A 22,324-nucleotide genomic window follows, 5' to 3' on the forward strand; every position below is an offset into this window, starting at 1 on the left:
AAAACGGTGGCATCGGCAACGTTTCAGCCACCCAGATACGCCATCTCCGCATGACGGGCTGAAGCGGTGATCCCCTGACGCTCCTCGCTGTAGCGATCACGGCGTTGCCGCCAGAGTCCTCGAAGAACAGCCTCCAAGGCCTCCTCGCTCTGAAGGAAGGGACGAAGATCCGTGCCCTCAGAGGCAAACAGACAGGTGTAAGCCTGACCATCGGCGGTCACACGCAAACGATTGCAATCCCCGCAGAAGGGCTCTGTGATCGAAGCGATCACTCCGATGCAACCACGGCCATCTACGTAGCGCCATTGGCGGGCCGTGGCACCCGCCCGACGCGGCATCGACTGCAATGGCCATCGTGCATCGATGGACTGAATCATCTCCTCCGCAGAGATCACCTGATCCGGCGCCCAGCCATTGCGGTTCCCCACGTCCATGTATTCGATCAAACGCAGCTCCACCCCTCGGTCCCGGGCCAGCTGAGCCAGTGGCAGCAATTGAGCGTCATTCAGTCCTCGTCGCATCACGGCATTGAGCTTGAGCCCTCCGCATGCAGGGTCAAATCCAGCGTCTCGCGCTGCCGTGAGTCCACCGAGAACCTGCTCAACCAGCTGCTCGCCAGCGCGAGTCCCGCCGCGCAGACCGGCCATCTTGGCCACCACCTCTCCTTCCAGGGCATCCAAGCTCACCGTGATGCGATCCAAACCGGCAGCCCGCAAGGCCAGGGCCTTCTCCAGTGTCAACAACACCCCATTGGTGGTCAACGCCACGTCCCGCAAGCGAGCGAGGGGATCGGCGGCGTCAGCACGGCCTGCCGCCAACGCCTCAAGCAGTGGCAACAAGCGATTGCTGAGAAGGGGTTCACCTCCCGTCAGGCGCAACGTCTGGAGGCCTAAACCACAGGCAACACGAATCAGACGAAGCTGCTGATCTAGATCCAATAATCCCGGTGGATCTTTCACATCCGGGCAGCAATACGAACAGGCCAGGTTGCAGCGGGCGGTCAAGGAGATCCGCAGAACGCCGAACGGTCGGCCCCATTGATCGAACTCAGCTGGTGTGGCGCTCATCGCATCAACGCTGCCAGATCGTCTGGCCGGTTCACATTGATCAGATCCCTGTCTGGGCAGGTGAACGTGGTGTAGTCAATCCGTTCCAACCAACCAAACCATCGACCGCGTCCCTCGGCCAGCTCCTGATCGAGCGTGCTTCTACTGCGCGCTCCACAGGGATACACACCGAACAACGGCTGCAAGCGATCACCACCCTCTGCAACCAAGGCCAAGCCTTCGGCCTGATGCCAATGCCCCAAAAGCGACAGCAGCGTGCTGCGGCGAAGACCGGGCATATCCACAGGAAGGGTGAGCCATGCTTCATCCTCCCGTTCGGACAACACACAACTGAAGGCCTGCAAAGGGCCTGCCGGTGCCCAAGGCTCAGCCTGAACGGTCACGCCGGGTTGGCCGGCAAGACAATTCCGGTGGCTGCCATGACCACTGAGCACCCATACCTCAAGATCCACTGAGCGCAGAAGGTTGACCGTTGCGACCAACCAGCTGTCTCCATTGGGATGGCGAAGCAAGGCTTTGTCTGATCCCATTCTCTGGCTGGCGCCTCCTGCGAAGACCACAGCACGAAGCAAACGAGCCATAGACAGCTATTCAACCAACTACCTATCCCTCCTCTGTCAAGCCACTTCTGTAACAACAACTACTCCTTTGCCAGCAATGTCTTTCTGTGACGCCTGCAGCAACTGAGCAACCCCCAGATTTCGTAGCAAATGCAACCGAAGAACGCCATCACGGATGGTGCAATAAGGCAGCGGTCTGCATGAGCGCCGCATTTTGAATCCTGAGCGCATTCTTTTTGAAGCCGGGGTTTGACTCTTCATCCCAACCAAACCCCATGCTTGGCGAACTTTGGTCATTTCAGGGGAGATACAGAACACTGCATCTCACCTGGTTTGCCTTCTTTCTTACTTTTGTTGTCTGGTTCAATCTCGCTCCTCTAGCAACCACCGTGAAAGCCGATCTCGGGCTGACGGTTGGTCAGATTAGAACCGTGGCCATCTGCAATGTGGCACTCACCATCCCTGCACGCGTGCTGATCGGCATGCTGCTCGACAAATTTGGTCCCCGACTCACCTATTCCGCCATTCTGGTGTTTTCGGTGATTCCCTGCTTGATGTTTGCATCGGCGCAGGATTTCAACCAGCTGGTCGTAGCCCGTCTGCTGCTATCCATCGTTGGCGCAGGATTTGTGATCGGCATCCGCATGGTTGCCGAATGGTTTCCCCCCAAGGAAATTGGTCTCGCTGAAGGAATTTATGGAGGCTGGGGTAACTTCGGATCCGCATTCTCTGCTCTCACCCTGGTAGGCCTTGCTGGTTGGCTCTCCTTCTCCGGCGGTTTCACATTGCCAACTGGAGATGTTCTGAACTGGCGTGGCGCAATTGCTCTGACGGGCATTATTTCAGCCGTCTATGGCGTGATCTATTACTGCAATGTAACGGACACACCACCCGGAAAGGTGTATCAGCGCCCTGAGCGAACCGCAGGTCTCGAAGTAACCAGCATGCGTGATTTCTGGGGACTTCTGGGCATGAATATTCCTTTCGCAGCCATTCTCTGCGTGCTGTGCTGGAGACTTCAAAAAGTAGGTTTCCTCAACGCATCCACCTATCCTCTCGCTCTCCTCGCAGTTTTGATCTGGTTTGTCTTTCAAACCTGGGGAATCATCCGCACCAACAGAGAGCTGATTATGGGGACCAAGGTGTACCCCAAGGAGGATCGTTATGAGTTCAAACAGGTTGCTATTCTTGAGCTGACTTACATCGTTAATTTCGGTTCTGAATTGGCCGTGGTCTCCATGCTGCCAACCTTCTTCGAGACCACATTCGATCTGCCGAAAGCAACGGCTGGAATTCTTGCCTCCTGCTTCGCTTTTGTGAACCTGGTGGCTCGCCCGGCCGGCGGACTGATTTCCGACAAACTTGGCAGTCGTAAAAACACCATGGGTTTCCTCACAGCAGGTCTTGGTGTCGGTTATCTGATCATGAGTCTGATCAAGCCCGGGACCTTTACTGGCACCGAGGGCATCGTGATCGCCGTCGCAATCACCATGCTCGCTTCCTTCTTCGTGCAATCAGGAGAAGGCGCCACATTTGCTCTTGTGCCTCTGGTGAAGCGTCGCGTCACCGGTCAGGTTGCTGGCCTTGTTGGTGCCTACGGAAACGTCGGTGCAGTGACCTACCTCACAATCTTCAGCCTGCTTCCACTTTGGATGGGGGGTGCTGGTGAACCCACTCCTGAAACGATTGCAGCTTCCAACAGCGCCTTCTTCCAGATCCTGGGAATTGCTGGTTTGATCGTCGCGTTCTTCTGCTTCTTCTTCCTGAAGGAACCCAAGGGCTCCTTCGCTGAGTTGCACGAAGGTGAAAACGCCACTGAGGGCACTCCCTCGATGGCTGGCTAACACCTCAGCTCCATCTTCGGATGGTGACCACCCCCGATGCCACTGGCATTGGGGGTTTCTCAATTCATCGGATTGCTGCCATGTCGCCTATCACCGCGTCTGTGCAAAGTCAGTGTCCTTACTGCGGCGTTGGCTGCGGGCTGGACCTGTTGCCTCCAGGAGAAGCCGGAAAAGCGGTAAAACGAGACGCCGAAGGCAATCCGATGTGGAGTGCACGCGGTCATCGCGAGCACCCATCCAGCCACGGACAGGTGTGCATCAAAGGTGCCACGGTTGGAGAGACCCTGGGACAAGGACGCCTCAGCCAGCCTCTATACCGAGCAACACTGGCTGATCCGTTTCAGGCCATCAGCTGGAACAGTGCGTTCGACCTCCTCACCGAACGCATTCGCTCCACCTTGGCCAGCAAGGGGGCTGATGCCATTGCCATGTACGGCTCCGGGCAGTTTCACACCGAGGATTACTACATCGCTCAGAAACTGCTGAAGGGCGCCCTCGGCACCAATAATTTCGATGCCAATTCGCGGCTGTGCATGAGTTCAGCCGTGGCCGGCTATACCCGCAGCCTCGGCTCCGACGGTCCACCCTGCTGTTACGAGGATCTCGATCACTGCTCCGTGGCCTTCTTGATCGGCACCAACACAGCCGACTGCCATCCGGTGCTGTTCCAACGCCTGTTGAAACGCAAAAAGCGTGATCCCAAGGGACTCACCATCGTGGTGGTCGATCCCCGAAGCACTGACACAGCCAAAATTGCCGATCACCACCTCGCGCTTGCCCCTGGCACCGACCTTGCCCTGCTGCATGGCCTGGCGCGGCTGGTGCTTCAAGACAACGGCTTCGACAGCGACTTCATCGATAGCGCCACCGAAGGCTTCGCAGCCTTCACCCAAACAATCAAGGCCTGGACACCAGGAAAAACCAGCAAGTTCTGCGGCATCGCCGAGAAGGACCTGCGTGCAGTGGCCAGGCTTTGGAGCCGAAAGGAAAGAATTTTGAGCCTTTGGTCGATGGGCGTGAACCAACGGCGCGAAGGAACCGCCGTTGTGGGAGGGCTGATCAATCTGCACCTGCTCACTGGGGAGATCGGCAAAGCCGGTGCAGGCCCCTTTTCACTCACTGGTCAACCGAATGCCATGGGTGGACGCGAAGCCGGCGGCCTCGCCCATCTGCTTCCCGGCTACCGGTTGGTCACCAATGCGGAGCACCGCAATACGGTTGAGAAGGCCTGGGGGTTTGCCCCTGGATCCATCGCTGCCCAACCAGGACTGGATGCATGGAAGCAAGTTGAAGCGATGGAACAGGGGGAGCTCGATCTCTGGTGGGTGGCTGCCACGAACCCACTGGTGAGCATGCCGGACCTCGAACGCGTCAAAACCGCGATGCAACGCTGCAAGCTCGTGGTAGTGAGCGAAGCCTATGCCGACACCGAAACGTCTCATTACGCCCATCTGCTTCTGCCGGCAGCCCAATGGAGTGAAAAGAGCGGAGCGATGACCAATTCAGAACGGCGGGTCACCTTGTGCCCAGCGTTCAGGCCCCGCCATGGCGACAGCCGAGCGGACTGGGAAGTGTTTGCAGAACTCGGACGACGACTCGGCTTCGTCGACCAGTTTTCCTACAACTCAGCTGCAGAGGTGTATGAGGAGTTCACCTCGCTCACGGCGGCCCGCGTTTGCGACATGTCGGGACTGAGTCATTCCCTGCTGAAGGAGCATGGCCCGCAGCAATGGCCCTATCCCAAGGGTGAAGGCCCATCCAGAACCTCCAAACGTCTCTACGAAAAGAAACGATTCCCAACGGCCAGTGGTCGGGCCAGATTTCAACAAGACAGACCCCTGGGTCTGGCAGAACCCCCCTGCGAGATGTACCCGCTGGTGCTCACAGTGGGTCGCTATCTCGGCCAATGGCACACGATGACGCGCACGGGCAAAGTCCCGCGCCTGAACGCCATGCATCCCGAACCCAGCCTTGAAATGAATCCCAGCGATGCCATGCGCTTTGGTCTGGAAGACAACGGCTTGGCAGCCATCACATCCCGTCGAGGCACGCTCACCGCGCGGGTCTGCGTGTCGGAACGGATCCGCGTGGGATCGGTGTTCTTACCAATGCATTGGGGCTTTACCCAGGCCGAAGCCTGCGAAGCCAATGCACTCATGCACAATCAGGCCTGCCCGATCTCCAAACAACCGGAACTGAAAGCCTCTGCCGTGATCGTCGCCCCAGCGGTGTCGGTGGTGAAACCGACGCAACAGGACACAGGCGTTCTGGAGAACCTGCGGCGGCGGCTCACCCCAGCACTTCGTTGAATGCAGCGTCCAGGTTGTGGTGATCATGGCCTGGCCGCGCCAACTTGCAGAGCGCAAAACGGTCCAATTCGCAGAGATCCCTCCAGTGATGCAGTGAAAGGTCAACCTTCCTCGTCCTCGCAGCCTCCAGAAGAGACTCAGGCAGAGCCTCGGATTGCTGCCAGGATTCCTGCGTGCATGGCGGGAGATCCTTCACAACCCCATCAGCCATGGCAGCGGTGCAGAGGCGCAAGTGATCGCGCATCCGCTTCAGCTCCTGGGGCCCATCGTCCCAATCCACCAACACCTGGCGTTGCGCATGAGACATCGCAAGCCAGTGGCTGAGCCTGAGCTTGACGCCAGCCAGATCGAGTTTGCGGCGGACACACAGAGGAATGCAGCGCCAGGAGCCAATGAAATCCTGTTCAAAGGCATAACAATGCCGCGACTGATCAAGTTGCCTGCGCATTGGTATCAGGAACAACCGTTTTTTCTTCTTTAGCTCAAAACAGTGACATCCACGACGAAGCGTTTGATCCAAACCATCGAAACTTCAGTATCTCGTTGGTTAGCCGGATGCGTTTCGCCCTCTCCCTTGGATTGTTGTTTGGCTCTGCCCATGGCTGGCTCGCATCCGAAGGACTGGCCTCCGGCCTGTTTGTGATCAATCAGGAGCAGGGAACAACTTTGAAAACTTTCAGTGCGTTCGGTAACGGTTCCTACAGCGTGTCTCCATGATGGTCTGATTCGCATCAACTCAAAGGATGACCTTCAGCACCTCCTCCGGCCAAGCCACTCGCAGCCCGATCACCATCGCTGCTGGATTCATTGGAGCCTTCATCGTTGCTTCCCTTGCTGTTCAGATGGTTCGCAGCCAAACCTCGGCAGCCCGCCCTTCGGTGAACGCTGGCCAGGCAAGCAATGTTGAGCCTGTGATCGCTTCTCAGGCCGCGATGTGGTCCGTACTGGGTACCAGCGAATCCAACTGAATTCCATCTGATTTCAGCCTGCATGTCTGACCGACTCACGCACCTCACCAGCAACGGTGAGGTGCATATGGTGGATGTGGGCGAGAAAGCCCTCACCAAGCGCACGGCTACAGCCTCCGGTGAGCTGCTGATGAAGGCCTCAACGTTGGACTCGGTATTAGACGGAAGCAGTCCCAAAGGAGATGTTTTCGCCGTTGCCCGCATCGCTGGCATTCAGGGAGCCAAGAAAACAGCTGAGTTGATTCCTCTCTGTCATCCACTTCCGCTCAGTGGACTGTCGGTGGAGATCAAACCCGACCAGCAGTTGCCTGGACTGCGTGTCCAGGCCACCTGCAGCACCACCGGGCAGACCGGTGTGGAAATGGAGGCCATCACCGCCGTGTCAACCGCGCTGATCACCCTGTACGACATGTTGAAGTCGGTGGATCCAGGCATGTCGATCCGGCAGATTCAGCTGCTCGAAAAAGACGGGGGTCGCCATGGCCACTGGAGGCGCTGAGCCCTATGGCCGTGAGGGCCTTCCACTCGACGAAGCACGTCAACGGATCCTGGATGCGCTGAGAGCCAGACCAACCCGGTTGACAACCGTCACGTCAGAGGTGATGCCGCTTCGAGGCGCTCTAGGTCGGGTGATTGCCGACGCCGTCCAGGCCCCGGCCGATGTGCCTGGGTTTCGCGCGTCGATCATGGACGGGTATGCCTTGGGCCAAGACTGCCAACCCAACGCCGGAGACAGCTGGACAGTGGTAGGGCGCTCAGCGCCTGCTGATCCCTACCAGCAGACGCTGCATGGCGGCGAAGCGATCCGGATCCTCACGGGGGCGCCGCTTCCGGAAGGAGCTGCATGGGTTCTTCCCCAGGAATTGATTGCCAATCAGAACAGCACCATCCGCCTGGTCAGGGACGCATCCTCGAACCCCTGGATCAGACCCGCAGACGAGGAATGCAGCCAAGGTTCCCTGCTCCTCGCCCCTGGTGAACGCCTCGGTGTGGCCGACATTGGACGTGCCTCGAGTTGCGGTATCTCCCACGTGAACGTGCATCGACGGCCTCGGATCGGCGTTCTGGTCACGGGCGATGAGCTCGTTCCACCAGGAGAGGAACGCAGCAACGGAGCCATCTGGGAGAGCAACAGCACGCTGATACGAGGCATGCTTGAACGTCTCGGCTACCCAGCGGTGGACTGCCGGCTGGTCGCCGATGAATGCCACCTGCTCAAACAAGCCATCCTGGATATGGCCGCAAGCTGCGACGTGCTCGTGAGCACCGGTGGCGTGTCGGCAGGCGATAGCGACTGGATCCGACCTCTGATGCAGAAACTGGGCCAGGTGGAGTTCTGGAAACTTTTTCTTAAGCCAGGGCGCCCTTTCGCCTTCGGCTGGATCGGCGATGCGGTGCCTTTTTTCGGGTTGCCTGGTAACCCAGTCGCAGCAACCATCACCGCTCTTCAGCTGCTCTGGCCAGCCTTGCAAATCCTTGAAGGTCAGCAAAATCCTGAACTGTTGCCCAGAGTGCACGTGCGCTTGGCGACCCCCTACCGGCGGAAACCCGGACGACCGGAACTGGCACGGGCATCACTGGACTGCAGCCCAGACGGACAACTGCTCGCGCGCATCGATGGGTCCCAAGCCTCTTCGCGCATCGGATCTCTTCAAAACGCGGATCTCCTCGTGGAGATCCCCGCGGACTCAGGCTCCTTAGAAATCGGTCAACACGTGTGGGGCCAACTGCTGCGACGACGGATTCTTTGACGCGTTAACGGTTCAGAGCGGAGTGTTCGCAGCGAGCCACGTGCCAACTCCACCACTCCACTCCCGTTTCCAAAACGGTGCCTCGTGTTTCAACGACTCGAGCAAGTCAGAGCAGCAACGCTGGACCAGTCCCCGACGATCTCCACTGACAGCCACCAACACGATCAGCTCGCCTGGGGACAGTCGGCCGACACGATGCAACACCAGGGCGGACTGTGCGCCGTGATCGCGCAGTTGTTGCTGGGTAAAGCTCAGCAACAAGCGCTCGCACAAGCCTGGGTAGTGGCTGAGTTCCAGAGCCTCAAGCGGAGCACCATCCATGGTTTCAGGCCGCACATGCCCCATAAACACGGCCGTGGCCGCAGCAGCTGAAGCTGCGCGTTGAAGCCAGCCATCCAGCTGATCGGTTGCAGAAAAAGGTTGGGAATGTATTGCAACCTGCACGGCATCGTGTGCACTCTCCATCCCTTCAACCTCCTGTGAATGGGGGAAGAAACGCCAACTCGTCTCCTTCCTGTAACGGATGATCCGCAGTGACAAAGCTCTGATTAACGGCGACACGCACACCATCGGGCCAAGCGCCGAGATCGAGCAGCTGCCAGATGTCGCGGGCCGTGCACTCCGTCTGCGATGAAAGGGTGAACGGTCGACTCGACCAACCTGCTCGATCACGCAGAGACGCGAAGAGAAGCACCTGCACCGTGCACGCACCGCTGAATCGCGTCTCACCCATGAGCACAACTGTTCACCGACAAGGTTCTAGCGTTGATTACGTCCGATGCCCCGCAGGATCCGCGTGCTGTCCATCGCCCTGTTGACGATCTCAGACAGCCGGACTCTCGCAACGGATCCAAGTGGAGACCGGCTGCAGGAACGTTTGGTCAACGCAGGCCATCAACTGTGTTGCCGGGAGCTCTGTGCCGACGACCGTTATCAGGTCAGAGCAACGGTGAGCCAGTGGATCGCCGATCCGACCGTGGATGTGGTGATCAGCTCCGGTGGCACAGGACTCACGGGACGGGATGGGAGCCCGGAAGCGATCAGCCCGCTTCTGGACAAACACATGGAAGGCTTTGGCGAACTCTTCCGTGTGCTCTCGTTTGAATCAATCGGAACCAGCACACTCCAGAGCCGCTGCCTCGCTGGCGTCGCCAACGGAACCTTTGTGTTCGTGTTGCCCGGATCCCTCGATGCCGTCACCACAGCCTGGGACCGACTGATCGCAGCGCAGCTCAATGCGCAGACCCGACCCTGCAACCTGGCGCAAATTCGGGAACGCCTCAAAGAATCTGCCGACCATCCAGCCTGATCCCCTTAAAAGGGAATGGGCATGGTGACGGCCGCAGGCTCAGGTGCACAGGCGCTGATCTGCTCCTTCACCACATCGCCGACCACCACGATGGACGGGGATGCGAACTGTTCCTGACGCGCCCGTTCAGCGATTTCCGACAGCACGGCCTCCAGACAACGCTGTCCAGCCACAGTTCCCTGTTGGATCACGGCCACAGGAGTGTCGGGGCTGAGCCCTCCAGCCATCAGCTCATCAGCGATGCGTGGCAGGTTGTGAAGCCCCATGTAAATCACCAGGCCGTCGCTCGCAGACGCCAGGGAACGCCAGTTCACCGAGGGTCGGCGCTTGTCAATCTCCTCGTGGCCGGTCACGAACGTGACCGAAGACCCTGCGCGCCGGTGGGTGACGGGAATTCCCGCGTAGGCCGGTGCTGCAATCCCCGCGGTCACCCCAGGCACGACCTCCACCCGCACGCCGTGTTTAACGAGATGCGCTGCTTCCTCACCACCCCGACCGAAGAGGAAAGGATCGCCACCTTTCAGGCGGACCACACAAGCGTGACGAGCCGACAGCTCCACAAGCACTGCGTTCGTGCTCGGCTGCGGAACGGAATGGTGCCCCCTCCGCTTCCCCACGAAATGACGTTCACAGTGCTCTGGCACAAGATCCAGAACCTCTCGTGGCACGAGCGAGTCATAAACCAGCGCATCACAGGAGCTCAACAAGCGGTGAGCCTTCAGCGTGAGCAGCTCCGGGTCTCCCGGACCAGCACCAACGAGATAAACGATTCCAGAATGATCAGCAGTAGTCACGGCAGGGAAACAAGCAAATCGATCAGGCCCTGACGGATCAGGGGATGGTGCAGCAAAGGGGGCCATTCTCCAGCGTCTCCGAAGGACTCAGTCATCCGGTTTGGAGCCAGCGCCAGGGTGAGCGGCTGGGAACCAGGGTGGCGTTGTTGGTACTCGGGCCATTGATCAAACGACACCAGTGGACGTCCCAACCGGACGGAGAGCTGGGCTAAGAAGCGATCAGCCAATCCTGGGCGGAGGGGGTGATGAATCAACACACCCGTTGTTGATACATGCAGTTGAAGCGCCTGATTCACCAGGCTCCACCAGCTCGTCCACGCACCCAGAAATGGCAGGAGTGTCACGGTCTGGCCTTCTCTCTGGAGGCGACTGCGGATCATCGGAACATCAACGCGCGCATGCGCGCCAGGCCACAGCAACATGGGCACCAGCCACAGGGACTCGTCTGATCGGCCCGGAGATGGAGTTCCGGTGAGAACTTCAAGCTCGACAGGTGCATGGCGACGCGCCTGAACACTCTGACAAAGCCGTCGCAAGGCCTCTGGAACCTCGCCACCGGCACGGCCATGAACAACCAAACGGATTGCACGCTGAGGCTGCAAAACGCTATTTGGTAGCAATGGCCACGCCCTGGAGGCAGAAGAGGCTGTTGTCATCGTTGTGTGATGACCAAATTCAGTTCCATGACCCCTCGTCGATACTCCAACCGTGCCGCAATGGAGGCGCGTTCCGAACGAATGCGCATCAGTGAACGCTATCTCCCGGAGACTCAGCATCGAATGAACAGGGACCGGTTTCAGAGCGAACTGGATCGGGACTTCGCCGCCATGAAGCGGGTCTGGCAGATGTTGAGGCACGGAGCTGTGCGGATGCTTGGCGAAGTTGGACGCCAATACTGAAGACGCAGCAGGGTGCCTTCTACGGCTGCAGCTGCGTCCAAGCTGTAGCTGAAGTGACACTTTGGCCGTCCAGACGCCGAGGCAAACAGGGCCTAAAAGTGTTTGAACTGCTACCGACAGCAACACAACGAACCGGTTCACTACACATGGGCGTCACTTTCTTTTTGACACGCTCTCGGACCATGGGTCCAACATCGATTGATTCACGCATTGTTTGAAGTGATCAGTCTGTCCCTTCTTTACAAAGATCATGACGATCAGCTCTCCCTCCAGGCCCTATCTGGATGGCAAGAAGCTCAACAAGATCGAGCAGAACAAGGCCGCGAAGGATGGTCTTCTGGTCGGCCCTGAGATCGATAAATTTGCAGAAATCGGTTGGGAACAAGTTGATGAAACAGACCTCCAACTTCGCTTGAAGTGGTACGGAATGTTCTGGCGCCCCAAAACGCCAGGACAGTTCATGCTTCGCCTGAGGGTTCCAAACGGTGTTCTCTCAGCACAGCAATTGCGTGTCGTCGCATCGATTGTTGAGCGCTACGGCGACAGCGGCAGTTGCGACATCACCACGCGTCAGAATTTGCAACTGCGCGGGGTTCTCCTTAATGATTTGCCCGAAATCCTGAAGCGTCTCAAGGAAGCAGGTCTCAGTTCAATCCAATCAGGATTCGACAACCCACGCAATGTCACTGGAAACCCGCTCGCTGGAATCGATCCCAATGAGATTGTTGACACCCGTCAATACACCACGGACCTCCAGAACTTTCTAACCAACAACTGTCAAGGCAATTCCGATTACTCCAACCTGCCGCGCAAATGGAATACGGCCGTCGCAGGCGCCAAAGATAATTTCCTCCTTCACAACGACATCGTCTTCCATCCCGTTGAACGAAATGGTGAGATGGGCTTTGGCGTGTGGATCGGCGGCATTCTTTCATCACAAATGAATGCCTACGCCATTCCCCTCAATGCCTGGGTGAAGCCAAGCGAAATCTGCCGGATGACCGATGCTGTGATTTCACTCTGGAGAGACAACGGCGAGAGAGACAAGCGTCCCAGAGGTCGCTTCCGCTTCTACTTGGATGCAGTGGGAATTGATGCCTTCCGATCCAAAGTGGAGACACTGTTCGGACCTTTAACCCCGGATCCAGGTTCCGTTTTTGCCACTACGCCCCGTTCCCATTACGGAATCCATCCACAGAAACAGGAGAGATTATCGTTTGCAGGCCTGCACGTACCAGTGGGTCGCCTGACGGCTCAGGATCTGCACGATTTTGCGACCGCGAGCTTGAACTACGGCAGTGGAGAAGTGCGGCTCACCGAAGATCAGAACGTGATCGTCGTGGGCCTGTCTGATGAGACCATTCCAGCGTTCAAAGCGGATCCCCTGCTGCAACGTTTTCCTTTAGAGCCAGGATTAATTGCAGCGGGAACGGTGTCCTGCACGGGAAACACCTATTGCAGCTTCGGCCTCACCAACACCAAGGACCAGGCCCGAATGATCGCCCAAGAGCTCGACCAGGAGCTCAACCTCCCAGAAGAAGTGAAGATCCACTGGACCGGATGCCCCAACACCTGTGGCCAGGCCTTTATGGGCGCCATCGGGCTCACCGGGACCAAGGCCAAGAACAGCGAGGGGGTAATGGGTGAGGGATACATGCTCACCACTGGAGGCTCCCAAGGAGAAAACCCAACGGTGGGTGAAGTGAAAGAGAAAGCGATTCCTGCCGATCAGATCAAAACTGTTTTGAAGGATCTGCTGGTCGAGCAATTCGGAGCAACAGTCAAAGGCTGAGCCCCCTTTACGAATGAAGCTGCTATGCCGTGACGCTTCCTTTTGAAGTCACGGCCGTCACGCTTCAAAACGGATCGCTCTCTTTCACCATGGCACAACCAACAGACATCTTCTCCAAGTTCGTTAATTGGCTAAGCGCACAAGGAACTGCACCAAAAACCATCACTCACAACGATGGTGGCAAGGACCTTTTCTCAAAGCTGATGAACCGCATCTCTAGCTGAATTCACACACCCAACTTCTGAAACAGACTGATGGATTACGTTCTCCCCAATGAACTTGTCGACGGCATGATTGCCGCCGGCGGCAAAAAGTCGAGCGTCAGCATCAAAGATCTGCTGCTGCGTGGTTTCTATTCAGGCGCCATCCTTGGTTTGGCAGTGATCCTGGCCCTCACCGTTGGCATCACCGTGAAGGCGCCCTTTGTCGGCTCCTTGCTGTTTCCCTTCGGCTTCGCCAGCATCGTGCTCTTCGGCATGGAACTGGTCACCGGTAATTTCGCTCTGCTGCCCATGGCCACCTGGGCAGGTCGCTGCACTTGGGGAGCCACATTCCGCAACTGGACTTGGGTGTGGATCGGTAACTGGATCGGTACTGCTGTCGTCGCACTGATCATGGCGATCAGCCTGACCAGCGGGACCATGGATGGAGCAGCCGATAATGTCGGCGCGCCGATCTGGGACCTTGTGGCTCAGAAAATCATGGCTCTCAACAAGATCAACGTTGAGAAAAAGTATGAAGCACTGGGAAGCATGGGCTTCTTCCTGGCGTTCCTTCGCGGCGTAGTTGCCAACTGGCTTGTATGCCTCGGCGTCACCATGGCACTGGTCAGCAAAAGCGTTCCAGGAAAGATCCTGGCCTGCTGGCTTCCAATCACTGCGTTCCAATCGATGGGAATGGAACACATCGTGGTGAATCAGTTTCTGCACACAGCGGGACCAATACTTGGCTCTGGCGTTCCTTACACCAAGGTGATCTTCTGGAATTTCCTACCCGTCACCATTGGCAACATCGTGGGCGGCATGGTGTTCATCGGCATGCTCTTCTACAGCACCCACCGCACCACCATGGATAACGTGCTTCCGCAGGAACACGATGAAAAACTGGAGCGCGAACTTGCTGCTGAACTGGGAGCGCGCTGAGCCCAATGAGTGTTGACGAAGCCATCCTCTGGGAACGGCTGGCGCGATCACGCAGAGCTCCATTGGAGCCTTCCTGGCTGGAGGAGTCTTACTCCTCCAGCCTTTCTGCTGATCTGCGTCAGGCGCTCTGCGAAAAGCTGGGATCTTTGGCGGCCAATGGCTGGCCGATCATCATGCGCCTCATGCAACAACATGGTGAGCAGAAAGAGCTCGTGCTTGCTGCAGGGTTATGCCATCAACGTGAAGCACGCGACTGGCTACTTCATCGGCTGAATGAACCCAGCCATCTTGACGATGACCATCTTTGTGTGCTCCAGGCCTTGTCCTGCTGGGGCGCCGACGTTCCTGACTCAGTCCTGCTCACATGCCTCAGACACCCCGGAATGCAACACCGTCAGATAGGCCTGCAACTGATCAGCTTCCGTGCTCACACACTTACGGATCAAGAACTTCTCGCTCTCTGCTCTGATCTGCTGGATGATTGTCGCGATCCGATTGTGATCTCCACCATTCGGGTCCTGCAACGCCGGGATGGCGGAGCCATTAGTCATCGCCTGGCCGCGCTGTGCATGAGCAACTCCGAAGTGATTGCCGACGCGGCCTTCCGAGCCCTCGGGTGTATTGCCACCTCCACCAGTCAAGAATTACTCGTCGAACTCAGTGAATCAGTGGATGATCCAAAACGACGCAAGCTGGCACATCGTGAGCTGAACCAACAATTCCGAACTTGACAACAAAAAGCCCGGCAATGCCGGGCTTTAATCCTCTCGATGTCCTTTAAAAGCTCACAGTATTAAAAACCGATTCACCACTTTTTATACGGGAGGAACTTTCCGCACATGGTGATCTTTACTCGATCACCTTTCGGATCCTCAACCTTGTCAACCTCAAGGGTGAAATCAATCGCGCTCATGATGCCATCACCGAATTTTTCCTGGATAACATCCTTCAGGGGCATTCCATATACCTGCATGATCTCGTAGAAGCGATAAATCAGAGGGTCGGTGGGAATAACCGGCTCCAGACTGCCTTTTGTGGGGAACTCCTGGATTGCCGCTGTGATCGCGGGATCCAACGAAAGCAGTGACGAGAGTTTTTCAGCTTCCTCCGGTGATGCTGTGGCCTGTCCATAAAACAAGGAAGCTACCCAGACTTCATCGAGCCCAAGCGCTGATCCAAGATCTGTGAAACTCATGCCTTTGGCTTTCTTTGCTGCCATCAAACTGGATGTGACAGTGCTTTGAGAAGGAGCCGAGAGCGATGCGGTCGAGAGTGTGGAGGAGGTCATGCCGGAAAGGCAATTTGCAACTGCAAGGCTCACGCAACCACTGCCCCACAAAATGCATCAATGACGACCAAAATGACAATTTGATTTTGACGCATTGGACACAGCATTGCCAAAGCAACCCTGCTGTATTTAAATCATCTGACTCGCCGCTATGAGCGCACTGTTCCGTTCCTTCAGTTCCCTTCTGTTCAGCCAGCAACTTGAATCCAGTGGTGCTTCAAGCCTGGTGCTCGAGCGGCTGTATTACGCCGATGGACGCCAAAATCCTGATCACCCTCTCCACGGCAGCTTCTCTGGATTGTCCTATTTTGACTCTCCGTGAGTCTCCGCCTCTAGTTTTTGGTATCAACGACTACCTCCATGCCCTCTGCGCTACAGAACACTGATTCAATCTGCTTGAACGCGCGTGACAAGCACTGCTCTTAGCGGTCGTGAACGGTTCAAACAGCACCTTCGCAAGGTTGGCAGCGGTGAACACACCAGCAAGGGCATGAGTCGCGAAGAAGCAGCGGACGCCCTTGAACTCATGCTTCATCAGGATGCAACTCCTGCCCAAATCGGTGCCTTTTTAATTGCACACCGGATCCGACGTCCCGAGCCCCAGGAACTCACGGGAATGCTCGACACCTACCGGAAACTTGGGCCGGTTCTGCGCAGTGCCCCCGGACAACGTCCGCCGCTGTGCTTCGGCATGCCCTACGACGGACGAACCCGAACAGCACCGATCTATCCCCTCACCACCCTGGTTCTGCTGGCCTGCAATCAGCCGGTGGTGCTGCAGGGTGGTGAGCGCATGCCGATCAAATACGGCATCACGGCCATTGAGCTGTTCCGCAGCCTCGGGCTCGATCTACGTGGACTGCCGTTGGAAACCGTTCAAGACGGCTTTCACAACCAAGGATTTGCCCTCATCCATCAGCCTGATCATTTCGCCATCGCCGAGAGCCTGATCAGTTACAGGGATGAACTGGGCAAGCGCCCCCCTGTGGCCAGTCTGGAACTGCTCTGGACCGCCCATCAAGGGGACCATCGTCTGATCAGCGGATTTGTCCACCCCCCAACCGAAAGTCGAGCCTGGGAAGCCCTGAAACTCGCCGGTGAAAGCGATCTCTTCACCGTGAAAGGGTTGGAAGGTGGCACCGATCTGCCGATTGGTCGGGCCTGCATCACAGCCCGTGTTCTTGGGGAACAAACAGAACGGCTGATCCTGCATCCAAGAGATCATGGCTGCCATGCCACCGATGTGGAGTGGACGGACCTCACCACCTGGCAGGCCCAGGCCATGGACGCTTTGCAGAACCGCGGACCGCTGCAGGATTCCCTGCGCTGGAACGCCGGCGTTTACCTCTGGTTTGCAGGCCTCAGCGACAGTCTGGAGACGGCTTTGGAGACAGCCACGACCGTGATGGACGAAGGCAAAGCCCTGCACCAGCTTGATCAGTTGTGCAGCTGCCTTTCCATCCGGTGATGCTCGAATGGCACGCCTGCGACCGTAAACGTCTCGAGCCTCAGAAACCGCCAGCCACAACGCTCCAACAGAGGGAGACTTAACAGACTCGCCTCAGCGTGGATGTGCACAAGCCCATCGGCACGGGCATCGCACTCAATCCGTTTCACCAGTGCCGCGCCATGGCCCTGGCGTGACGCCCGTCCACGGCAGTACAACAACGCCAGCCGATCCTGCGGCTGCCGCATGGCAAAAGCAGCACCATCGCCGCTGATCCAACCGTCACCGTGTTGAAACACACAATCCAGCACGCCGGGGAGCCAGGCCAAAGAGATCCAAGCCCTGATCTGCTGTGGTGTGTACAGCCCTGAGGCCTGACTCTCAATGGCATCCGCAAAGATCTCTCGAAGCAGAAAGGCATCGGCGGGCCGAATGCGTCGCAAAGCCATCAGCAGGGCCTGTGGGAATGTGAGTCTCCTCTGAAGAGCAGCCAGATTGCAGCGTCCTCGGATCCCCACCCTGCTGAGTGCCTTCCTGACACTCCTGAACGACAGGTTGAGCGAAAGCATCGTGTTTCCGCTGCTGCCCTTCCTACTGGCGAGCTTCAATGCAGACGGACGCACCCTTGGACTGCTGGCAGGAAGCTATGCCCTCGCCCAGTTCGCCGCGACCCCATTGATCGGAGCCCTTAGTGACCGCTTCGGCCGTCGGCCCGTGATCGCCACTTGCGTCAGCGGATCCGTGCTGGGCCTGGGTTTATTCGCCCTCACCGTAAGCCTCGACTGGCCAGCCGGTGCCTCATTGCCCCTCATGCTGCTGTTTCTGGCGCGGTTGATCGATGGCGTGAGCGGTGGAACCGCCGCTACCGCCAGTGCGGTCTTGGCCGATATCACACCTCCCGAGCAGAGGGCCCGAGCCTTCGGCCTCATCGGTGTGGCCTTCGGACTCGGCTTCATCGTGGGGCCTTTCCTGGGCGGGCAGCTCGCGCGCATCAACGTGACCGTGCCAGTGTGGGCCGCCACTGGATTCGCAGTGGTGAATCTCTTGGTGGTTCTGGGGCTCCTTCCAGAAACGCATCCTGCCGATGCACGCAGGGCTATGCCGCGCAAACGGGAGCTCAATCCGTTGGCCCAAGTCATCAAAGTGACGGCCAATCCCGCCGTCGGAAGGCTCTGTCTGAGTTTTTTCCTGTTTTTCCTAGCATTTAACGGCTTCACCGCCATCCTTGTCCTCTATTTCAAACAACGTTTCAACTGGGGTCCCGAACTGGCCAGCACGGCATTTCTGATCGTTGGCATCGTGGCCACCGTTGTGCAGGGTGGATTGATCGGCCCGCTGGTGAAACGTCTTGGCGAGTGGCGACTCACCCTGATCGGGCTCAGCCTAGTGATCACGGGTTGCCTGCTGATTCCGTCAACAACCGTTGAACAAGCGGAACGAGGAGTTTTCAGTGCCGTGGCGATTTTGGCAACGGGCACCGGGTTGGTGACACCAAGCCTGCGCAGCCTGGTGTCCAGGCGTCTGAACTCAGAAGGTCAGGGAGCTGCCCTCGGCAGCCTGCAGGCCCTGCAGAGTCTCGGCAGTTTTCTCGGACCTCCCCTTGCGGGACTCAGCTATGACCTGCTGGGACAGACCAGTCCTTTCCTAGGGAGTGCCGGGTTGCTGATCGCCGTGACCCTGCTGGTGGGCGGAACGCCTCGTCTCCGTCGAAGTGTCTGAACGGACGCCACAACGGCCTCAGCTCGATTCCTAGAACACATTCCGGTTAATCCACGATTGCTACGTTGCGCGCACCGGCTCCCTTACTGGTCACGCCATGAGTGACAAAGTTCTTTCTCCCGATCTCTACATCAACCGGGAGCTCAGCTGGATCGCTTTTAACGAAAGGGTTCTCGTTCAAGCATTGGACGAGCGGACACCACTGCTGGAACAAGCGAAATTCAGCGCCATTTTCAGCAACAACCTCGATGAATTTTTCATGGTGAGGGTGGCCTCCCTGAAGGCCCAGGTTGAAGCCGGCATCGAAAAACTCAGCGAAGACGGACGCACACCGATCGAGCAGCTGCTCGCGATCCGCGAGCAGCTCACCCCACTGCTGCACAAGCAACAGGAGCATTACCGCTCCCGCCTGAAGATCCAGCTTCTCGACCACGGCGCCCATCTGCTGGATTACGAACAGCTCAACGAACGCCAGCGGCTCTGGGTTGACAACTACTTCCAGACAGCGATCTTTCCTGTCCTCACCCCCCTGGCCGTTGATCCGGCTCATCCCTTCCCGTTCGTGAGCAATCTGAGCCTGAATGTGGCAGCTCTGATCCACGACCCCCAAAGCGGTCAACGCCAACTCGCCCGAGTGAAGGTCCCTCAAAAGATCCTGCCCCGCTTCGTCACCATTCCCACCGATCTCGCGAGCGGTGATTGTGAACCGATTCACACCGCCGTGCCTCTGGAGCAGGTGGTGGCATTCAACCTGGGCTTGCTCTTCCCTGGCATGGCCATCGAAGGGCACTATTTCTTCCGAGTCACCCGCGATGCGGACCTGGAATTGAGGGATCTCGAGGCTGATGACCTCATGATCGCCATCGAACAGGGCTTGCGCAAACGGCGGATGGGTGGCGAGGTCGTACGCCTGGAGGTTGCCGATGAAATGCCCCAGGACGTGGTCGAGATGCTGATGGAGGGAATGTCCGTTGAGGAGGAAGACCTCTACAGGGTCGATGGTCCTTTAGGCCTGGACGACCTCTTCGGTCTGATGGGGATTCCCCTGCCGCAAATCAAGGATGAGAGCCACTCAGGACTGACTCCCGCCATCCTCGGGCGTGCGCAGCGGAGCATGTTGGAGGACGGGTCCCTTAAAGAAGAAGAGTTCGAAAGCATCTTCTCGGTGGTGCGGCGCCGCGACGTTTTGCTTCACCATCCCTACGACCTCTTCTCCACATCCGTGGAGGAATTCATCAACCAGGCGGCCGATGATCCCCTGGTGATGGGCATCAAGATGACCCTGTATCGCACCTCCAAGGATTCACCGATCATCGCCGCATTGATTCGCGCCGCTGAGAATGGCAAGCAAGTGATGGCCCTGGTGGAACTGAAGGCCCGCTTCGATGAAGACAACAACATTCAATGGGCCAAGCATCTGGAACGTTCCGGCGTGCATGTTGTGTATGGCGTTCTTGGTCTGAAGACCCACACCAAAATCGTTCTGGTGGTCCGCAAGGAAAAAGAGCGCCTGCGTAGCTACGTGCATATCGGAACTGGAAATTACAACTCCAAAACCTCGCGGCTTTACACCGACCTCGGACTTCTTTCAGCGCGACCGGAACTGGGCCAAGACCTCGTGGAGCTGTTCAATTACCTCACGGGATTCTCCAAACAGCAGGGGTTCCGCAAGCTTCTGGTGGCGCCCGTTTCCCTGCGCAAGGGAATGGAAAATCTGATCCGCAGAGAGATCGAGCATGCCCAACAGGGCCGGGGAGGTCACATCCGGGCCAAGATGAATTCCCTTGTGGACCCTGGAATCATTGCCCTGCTGTATGAAGCCTCACAAGCCGGGGTCACGATCGAATTGATCATCCGTGGAATGTGCTGCCTCTACCCAGGCCGCAAAGGGCTCAGTGAGTCCATCCGCGTGGTCAGCATTATTGGGCGTTTCCTTGAACACTCACGCATCTTCTGGTTCGGAAATGGTGGCAACCCTGAGGTCTACATCGGCAGTGCTGACTGGATGCCCCGCAATCTTGATCGACGCGTCGAAGCGGTCACTCCAGTGGAAGAACCGACGCTACGCGAACAACTCGAACGACTGCTGCAGGTTTACCTCGACGACAACCGCGGCGCCTTTGATATGCAGAGCAACGGCGATTTCACGCAGCGTCATCCCGAAGGCACAGAGCGGAATTCTCAACTTCAACTCATTGAAACCTGGAAAAAAGGTGTTCCCGCTCAGAATGAATGAGCGAAATTCAGTTAAATCGGCAACAAAAAACCCAGTGGAGACTGCGCATCTGCTTGTTGAATGATCAAACCCTTGCCGATGCATTTGCAGTTACGGAAAGACTTTCGATTCACAGAGGTCACACCCCTAAACGAGTGCTAAATTGCGCGCAAATCTAATTTCAGGAGGCCAGGGTGATGGGGATCCCTCTGGAGTCTGAGGTTGAGGCCTCCGCGGTCTCTTCCAAAGAACCTGTTTTGCCGGCCACAAGCCAGCGCAATCCAGGGTCACGTTCACGCTCAACGTCAAATCGCTCGAGTCGACAAACAGGTCGACTCTCTACCGATTCCATTGGCTATTACCTCAGCAGCATTGGCCGCGTGCCCCTGCTCACTGCTGCAGAGGAAATAGAGCTTGCGCATCACGTGCAGGCCATGAAGGAACTCTTGGATGTTCCGGATGATGAACGCACCCCTCGGCAGCGTCATCGCATCCGCATGGGCAAACGGGCCAGAGATCGGATGATGGCGGCCAACCTTCGCCTCGTGGTGAGTGTTGCCAAGAAGTATCAGAACCAGGGATTGGAGTTGCTAGATCTCGTCCAGGAAGGAGCCATCGGCCTGGAGAGAGCGGTCGACAAGTTTGACCCCGCCATGGGCTACAAATTCTCGACCTATGCCTATTGGTGGATCCGTCAGGGAATGACCCGGGCTATCGACAACAGTGCACGGACCATTCGTCTGCCGATTCACATCAGCGAAAAGCTCTCGAAGATGCGCCGCATCACCAGGGAGCTATCCCATCGTTTCGGTCGTCAACCCAATCGCCTCGAGCTTGCCAACGCGATGGGGATCGAACCACGCGATCTCGAAGAACTGATCTCTCAAAGTGCACCCTGCGCATCCCTCGATGCCCACGCCAGGGGAGAAGAAGATCGCAGCACGCTCGGAGAATTGATTCCAGACCCCAACGGTGATGAGCCGATGGAGGGCATGGATCGCAGCATTCAGAAAGAACACCTCGGAGGCTGGCTGGCCCAACTCAACGAGCGGGAACAGAAAATCCTTCGCCTGCGCTTTGGACTCGATGGAGCCGAACCATTGACCCTGGCCGAAATCGGTCGACAGATCAATGTCTCCCGGGAACGCGTCAGGCAACTGGAAGCGAAAGCAATCCTCAAGTTGCGCACCATGACCGACCAGCAACAGGCAGCCTGATCC

27 protein-coding genes are annotated in these 22,324 nt (G+C 57.6%); 17 read left to right on the plus strand and 10 right to left on the minus strand.

The window, feature by feature from the left end; translation table 11 throughout:
• Positions 1–23 precede the first annotated feature (23 nt).
• From moaA to SynMEDNS5_RS12750, 3 genes are read right to left on the minus strand one after another with little or no spacing between them, the layout of a single operon-like run.
• Entirely contained in the window at positions 24–1,067 is a 1,044-nt protein-coding gene (moaA, locus tag SynMEDNS5_RS12740; protein ID WP_186583696.1) for a GTP 3',8-cyclase MoaA, read from the minus strand.
• Positions 1,064–1,648 (minus strand): molybdenum cofactor guanylyltransferase, encoded by a 585-nt coding sequence (locus SynMEDNS5_RS12745; protein ID WP_186583697.1) that lies wholly within the window; start codon positions 1,646–1,648, stop codon positions 1,064–1,066. Before SynMEDNS5_RS12745 ends, moaA begins: the two co-directional genes overlap by 4 nt.
• A gap of 36 nt (positions 1,649–1,684) precedes the next feature.
• Positions 1,685–1,924: a hypothetical protein gene (locus SynMEDNS5_RS12750; protein WP_186586037.1), complete on the minus strand. Its 240-nt coding sequence runs from the start codon at positions 1,922–1,924 to the stop codon at positions 1,685–1,687.
• On the opposite strand from SynMEDNS5_RS12750, the gene SynMEDNS5_RS12755 reads away from it, so the two are divergent.
• Both SynMEDNS5_RS12755 and SynMEDNS5_RS12760 read left to right on the plus strand, forming a co-directional pair.
• Complete coding sequence (locus SynMEDNS5_RS12755) at positions 1,903–3,471, plus strand: NarK family nitrate/nitrite MFS transporter (protein WP_186583698.1); 1,569 nt, start codon at positions 1,903–1,905, stop codon at positions 3,469–3,471. The two genes, SynMEDNS5_RS12750 and SynMEDNS5_RS12755, sit on opposite strands and share 22 nt — an antisense overlap.
• An 80-nt stretch (positions 3,472–3,551) precedes the next feature.
• A complete protein-coding gene (locus SynMEDNS5_RS12760; protein ID WP_186586019.1) occupies positions 3,552–5,780 on the plus strand; it encodes a molybdopterin oxidoreductase family protein in 2,229 nt (742 codons plus the stop codon).
• Here the strand turns inward: SynMEDNS5_RS12760 and SynMEDNS5_RS12765 are convergent.
• Positions 5,761–6,228, minus strand: a complete 468-nt coding sequence (locus SynMEDNS5_RS12765) for a nitrate reductase associated protein (RefSeq protein WP_186583699.1) — start codon at positions 6,226–6,228, stop codon at positions 5,761–5,763. The two genes, SynMEDNS5_RS12760 and SynMEDNS5_RS12765, sit on opposite strands and share 20 nt — an antisense overlap.
• A gap of 107 nt (positions 6,229–6,335) precedes the next feature.
• On the opposite strand from SynMEDNS5_RS12765, the gene SynMEDNS5_RS12770 reads away from it, so the two are divergent.
• From SynMEDNS5_RS12770 to glp, 4 genes are read left to right on the plus strand one after another with little or no spacing between them, the layout of a single operon-like run.
• Positions 6,336–6,497, plus strand: a complete 162-nt coding sequence (locus tag SynMEDNS5_RS12770; protein WP_186583700.1) for a hypothetical protein — start codon at positions 6,336–6,338, stop codon at positions 6,495–6,497.
• Positions 6,498–6,523: 26 nt separating this feature from the next.
• Positions 6,524–6,748, plus strand: a complete 225-nt coding sequence (locus tag SynMEDNS5_RS12775) for a hypothetical protein (protein ID WP_186583701.1) — start codon at positions 6,524–6,526, stop codon at positions 6,746–6,748.
• A 22-nt stretch (positions 6,749–6,770) separates the two neighbouring features.
• On the plus strand, positions 6,771–7,247 hold the full coding sequence (gene moaC, locus SynMEDNS5_RS12780) for a cyclic pyranopterin monophosphate synthase MoaC (RefSeq protein ID WP_186583702.1): 477 nt from the start codon (positions 6,771–6,773) through the stop codon (positions 7,245–7,247).
• Entirely contained in the window at positions 7,228–8,499 is a 1,272-nt protein-coding gene (glp, locus tag SynMEDNS5_RS12785; RefSeq protein ID WP_186583703.1) for a gephyrin-like molybdotransferase Glp, read from the plus strand. Before moaC ends, glp begins: the two co-directional genes overlap by 20 nt.
• A 12-nt stretch (positions 8,500–8,511) precedes the next feature.
• Here glp and SynMEDNS5_RS12790 read toward each other — a convergent pair whose 3' ends face one another.
• Together SynMEDNS5_RS12790 and SynMEDNS5_RS12795 are read right to left on the minus strand one after the other, a co-directional pair.
• Complete coding sequence (locus SynMEDNS5_RS12790) at positions 8,512–8,964, minus strand: molybdenum cofactor biosynthesis protein MoaE (RefSeq protein WP_186583704.1); 453 nt, start codon at positions 8,962–8,964, stop codon at positions 8,512–8,514.
• Between the two features lie 4 nt (positions 8,965–8,968).
• Positions 8,969–9,232, minus strand: coding sequence for a MoaD/ThiS family protein (locus SynMEDNS5_RS12795; RefSeq protein ID WP_186583705.1), 264 nt, complete (start codon positions 9,230–9,232; stop codon positions 8,969–8,971).
• 45 nt (positions 9,233–9,277) lie between these two features.
• Between SynMEDNS5_RS12795 and moaB the strand changes: the two genes are divergently transcribed.
• Positions 9,278–9,808: a molybdenum cofactor biosynthesis protein B gene (gene moaB / locus SynMEDNS5_RS12800; protein WP_186583706.1), complete on the plus strand. Its 531-nt coding sequence runs from the start codon at positions 9,278–9,280 to the stop codon at positions 9,806–9,808.
• 5 nt (positions 9,809–9,813) lie between these two features.
• Here moaB and cobA read toward each other — a convergent pair whose 3' ends face one another.
• Both cobA and SynMEDNS5_RS12810 read right to left on the minus strand, forming a co-directional pair.
• Positions 9,814–10,602 carry a uroporphyrinogen-III C-methyltransferase gene (gene cobA / locus SynMEDNS5_RS12805; RefSeq protein ID WP_186583707.1) on the minus strand — a complete coding sequence of 263 codons (789 nt, stop codon included), beginning with the start codon at positions 10,600–10,602 and terminating at the stop codon, positions 9,814–9,816.
• Positions 10,599–11,258 carry a DNA mismatch repair protein MutS gene (locus SynMEDNS5_RS12810; protein ID WP_186583708.1) on the minus strand — a complete coding sequence of 220 codons (660 nt, stop codon included), beginning with the start codon at positions 11,256–11,258 and terminating at the stop codon, positions 10,599–10,601. The genes cobA and SynMEDNS5_RS12810 overlap by 4 nt, the downstream gene beginning before the upstream one ends.
• A gap of 27 nt (positions 11,259–11,285) precedes the next feature.
• Here SynMEDNS5_RS12810 and SynMEDNS5_RS12815 point away from each other — a divergent pair, with 27 nt between their 5' ends.
• The 5 genes from SynMEDNS5_RS12815 to SynMEDNS5_RS12835 all read left to right on the plus strand — a co-directional run bounded on the left by SynMEDNS5_RS12815 (position 11,286) and on the right by SynMEDNS5_RS12835 (position 15,166).
• Complete coding sequence (locus tag SynMEDNS5_RS12815) at positions 11,286–11,501, plus strand: hypothetical protein (RefSeq protein WP_370593548.1); 216 nt, start codon at positions 11,286–11,288, stop codon at positions 11,499–11,501.
• 250 nt (positions 11,502–11,751) lie between these two features.
• Entirely contained in the window at positions 11,752–13,293 is a 1,542-nt protein-coding gene (locus tag SynMEDNS5_RS12820) for a ferredoxin--nitrite reductase (protein WP_186583709.1), read from the plus strand.
• 29 nt (positions 13,294–13,322) lie between these two features.
• Complete coding sequence (locus tag SynMEDNS5_RS12825; protein WP_255440188.1) at positions 13,323–13,517, plus strand: hypothetical protein; 195 nt, start codon at positions 13,323–13,325, stop codon at positions 13,515–13,517.
• 30 nt (positions 13,518–13,547) lie between these two features.
• On the plus strand, positions 13,548–14,435 hold the full coding sequence (locus SynMEDNS5_RS12830; RefSeq protein WP_186583710.1) for a formate/nitrite transporter family protein: 888 nt from the start codon (positions 13,548–13,550) through the stop codon (positions 14,433–14,435).
• 5 nt (positions 14,436–14,440) lie between these two features.
• On the plus strand, positions 14,441–15,166 hold the full coding sequence (locus SynMEDNS5_RS12835; RefSeq protein ID WP_186583711.1) for a HEAT repeat domain-containing protein: 726 nt from the start codon (positions 14,441–14,443) through the stop codon (positions 15,164–15,166).
• A 74-nt stretch (positions 15,167–15,240) separates the two neighbouring features.
• On the opposite strand, the gene cynS is transcribed toward SynMEDNS5_RS12835, so the two are convergent.
• Positions 15,241–15,723, minus strand: coding sequence for a cyanase (gene cynS / locus SynMEDNS5_RS12840; protein WP_186583712.1), 483 nt, complete (start codon positions 15,721–15,723; stop codon positions 15,241–15,243).
• Between the two features lie 151 nt (positions 15,724–15,874).
• On the opposite strand from cynS, the gene SynMEDNS5_RS12845 reads away from it, so the two are divergent.
• Positions 15,875–16,045 (plus strand): cyanate hydratase, encoded by a 171-nt coding sequence (locus tag SynMEDNS5_RS12845; protein WP_186583713.1) that lies wholly within the window; start codon positions 15,875–15,877, stop codon positions 16,043–16,045.
• Between the two features lie 84 nt (positions 16,046–16,129).
• Complete coding sequence (locus SynMEDNS5_RS12850; protein WP_186583714.1) at positions 16,130–17,191, plus strand: anthranilate phosphoribosyltransferase family protein; 1,062 nt, start codon at positions 16,130–16,132, stop codon at positions 17,189–17,191.
• Here the strand turns inward: SynMEDNS5_RS12850 and SynMEDNS5_RS12855 are convergent.
• Positions 17,161–17,619, minus strand: coding sequence for a GNAT family N-acetyltransferase (locus SynMEDNS5_RS12855; RefSeq protein WP_186583715.1), 459 nt, complete (start codon positions 17,617–17,619; stop codon positions 17,161–17,163). The two genes, SynMEDNS5_RS12850 and SynMEDNS5_RS12855, sit on opposite strands and share 31 nt — an antisense overlap.
• 46 nt (positions 17,620–17,665) lie before the next feature.
• On the opposite strand from SynMEDNS5_RS12855, the gene SynMEDNS5_RS12860 reads away from it, so the two are divergent.
• The 3 genes from SynMEDNS5_RS12860 to SynMEDNS5_RS12870 all read left to right on the plus strand — a co-directional run bounded on the left by SynMEDNS5_RS12860 (position 17,666) and on the right by SynMEDNS5_RS12870 (position 22,321).
• Positions 17,666–18,889 (plus strand): MFS transporter, encoded by a 1,224-nt coding sequence (locus SynMEDNS5_RS12860; RefSeq protein ID WP_186583716.1) that lies wholly within the window; start codon positions 17,666–17,668, stop codon positions 18,887–18,889.
• Positions 18,890–18,986: 97 nt separating this feature from the next.
• Entirely contained in the window at positions 18,987–21,125 is a 2,139-nt protein-coding gene (gene ppk1 / locus SynMEDNS5_RS12865) for a polyphosphate kinase 1 (protein ID WP_186583717.1), read from the plus strand.
• Positions 21,126–21,301: 176 nt separating this feature from the next.
• A complete protein-coding gene (locus SynMEDNS5_RS12870; RefSeq protein ID WP_186583718.1) occupies positions 21,302–22,321 on the plus strand; it encodes an RpoD/SigA family RNA polymerase sigma factor in 1,020 nt (339 codons plus the stop codon).
• Positions 22,322–22,324 lie beyond the last annotated feature (3 nt).

Origin of the sequence: Synechococcus sp. MEDNS5 (genome assembly GCF_014279875.1) — a bacterium.
In the GTDB taxonomy this organism is placed as follows: domain Bacteria; phylum Cyanobacteriota; class Cyanobacteriia; order PCC-6307; family Cyanobiaceae; genus Synechococcus_C.

What these genes read in the sequence shown, in the direction of transcription:
- SynMEDNS5_RS12815 (WP_370593548.1), top strand. Translation starts at nt 11,286, where the DNA reads ATGACCCCTCGTCGATACTCCAACCGTGCCGCAATGGAGGCGCGTTCC.
- cynS (WP_186583712.1), bottom strand. Translation starts at nt 15,723, where the DNA reads ATGACCTCCTCCACACTCTCGACCGCATCGCTCTCGGCTCCTTCTCAA.
- SynMEDNS5_RS12755 (WP_186583698.1), top strand. Translation starts at nt 1,903, where the DNA reads ATGCTTGGCGAACTTTGGTCATTTCAGGGGAGATACAGAACACTGCAT.
- SynMEDNS5_RS12750 (WP_186586037.1), bottom strand. Translation starts at nt 1,924, where the DNA reads ATGACCAAAGTTCGCCAAGCATGGGGTTTGGTTGGGATGAAGAGTCAA.
- SynMEDNS5_RS12855 (WP_186583715.1), bottom strand. Translation starts at nt 17,619, where the DNA reads ATGGCTTTGCGACGCATTCGGCCCGCCGATGCCTTTCTGCTTCGAGAG.
- ppk1 (WP_186583717.1), top strand. Translation starts at nt 18,987, where the DNA reads ATGAGTGACAAAGTTCTTTCTCCCGATCTCTACATCAACCGGGAGCTC.
- SynMEDNS5_RS12770 (WP_186583700.1), top strand. Translation starts at nt 6,336, where the DNA reads ATGCGTTTCGCCCTCTCCCTTGGATTGTTGTTTGGCTCTGCCCATGGC.
- SynMEDNS5_RS12765 (WP_186583699.1), bottom strand. Translation starts at nt 6,228, where the DNA reads ATGCGCAGGCAACTTGATCAGTCGCGGCATTGTTATGCCTTTGAACAG.
- SynMEDNS5_RS12845 (WP_186583713.1), top strand. Translation starts at nt 15,875, where the DNA reads ATGAGCGCACTGTTCCGTTCCTTCAGTTCCCTTCTGTTCAGCCAGCAA.
- SynMEDNS5_RS12760 (WP_186586019.1), top strand. Translation starts at nt 3,552, where the DNA reads ATGTCGCCTATCACCGCGTCTGTGCAAAGTCAGTGTCCTTACTGCGGC.
- SynMEDNS5_RS12820 (WP_186583709.1), top strand. Translation starts at nt 11,752, where the DNA reads ATGACGATCAGCTCTCCCTCCAGGCCCTATCTGGATGGCAAGAAGCTC.
- SynMEDNS5_RS12745 (WP_186583697.1), bottom strand. Translation starts at nt 1,648, where the DNA reads ATGGCTCGTTTGCTTCGTGCTGTGGTCTTCGCAGGAGGCGCCAGCCAG.
- SynMEDNS5_RS12775 (WP_186583701.1), top strand. Translation starts at nt 6,524, where the DNA reads ATGACCTTCAGCACCTCCTCCGGCCAAGCCACTCGCAGCCCGATCACC.
- SynMEDNS5_RS12835 (WP_186583711.1), top strand. Translation starts at nt 14,441, where the DNA reads ATGAGTGTTGACGAAGCCATCCTCTGGGAACGGCTGGCGCGATCACGC.
- SynMEDNS5_RS12870 (WP_186583718.1), top strand. Translation starts at nt 21,302, where the DNA reads ATGGGGATCCCTCTGGAGTCTGAGGTTGAGGCCTCCGCGGTCTCTTCC.
- SynMEDNS5_RS12790 (WP_186583704.1), bottom strand. Translation starts at nt 8,964, where the DNA reads ATGGAGAGTGCACACGATGCCGTGCAGGTTGCAATACATTCCCAACCT.
- glp (WP_186583703.1), top strand. Translation starts at nt 7,228, where the DNA reads ATGGCCACTGGAGGCGCTGAGCCCTATGGCCGTGAGGGCCTTCCACTC.
- moaC (WP_186583702.1), top strand. Translation starts at nt 6,771, where the DNA reads ATGTCTGACCGACTCACGCACCTCACCAGCAACGGTGAGGTGCATATG.
- SynMEDNS5_RS12795 (WP_186583705.1), bottom strand. Translation starts at nt 9,232, where the DNA reads ATGGGTGAGACGCGATTCAGCGGTGCGTGCACGGTGCAGGTGCTTCTC.
- SynMEDNS5_RS12830 (WP_186583710.1), top strand. Translation starts at nt 13,548, where the DNA reads ATGGATTACGTTCTCCCCAATGAACTTGTCGACGGCATGATTGCCGCC.
- moaB (WP_186583706.1), top strand. Translation starts at nt 9,278, where the DNA reads ATGCCCCGCAGGATCCGCGTGCTGTCCATCGCCCTGTTGACGATCTCA.
- moaA (WP_186583696.1), bottom strand. Translation starts at nt 1,067, where the DNA reads ATGAGCGCCACACCAGCTGAGTTCGATCAATGGGGCCGACCGTTCGGC.
- SynMEDNS5_RS12810 (WP_186583708.1), bottom strand. Translation starts at nt 11,258, where the DNA reads ATGACAACAGCCTCTTCTGCCTCCAGGGCGTGGCCATTGCTACCAAAT.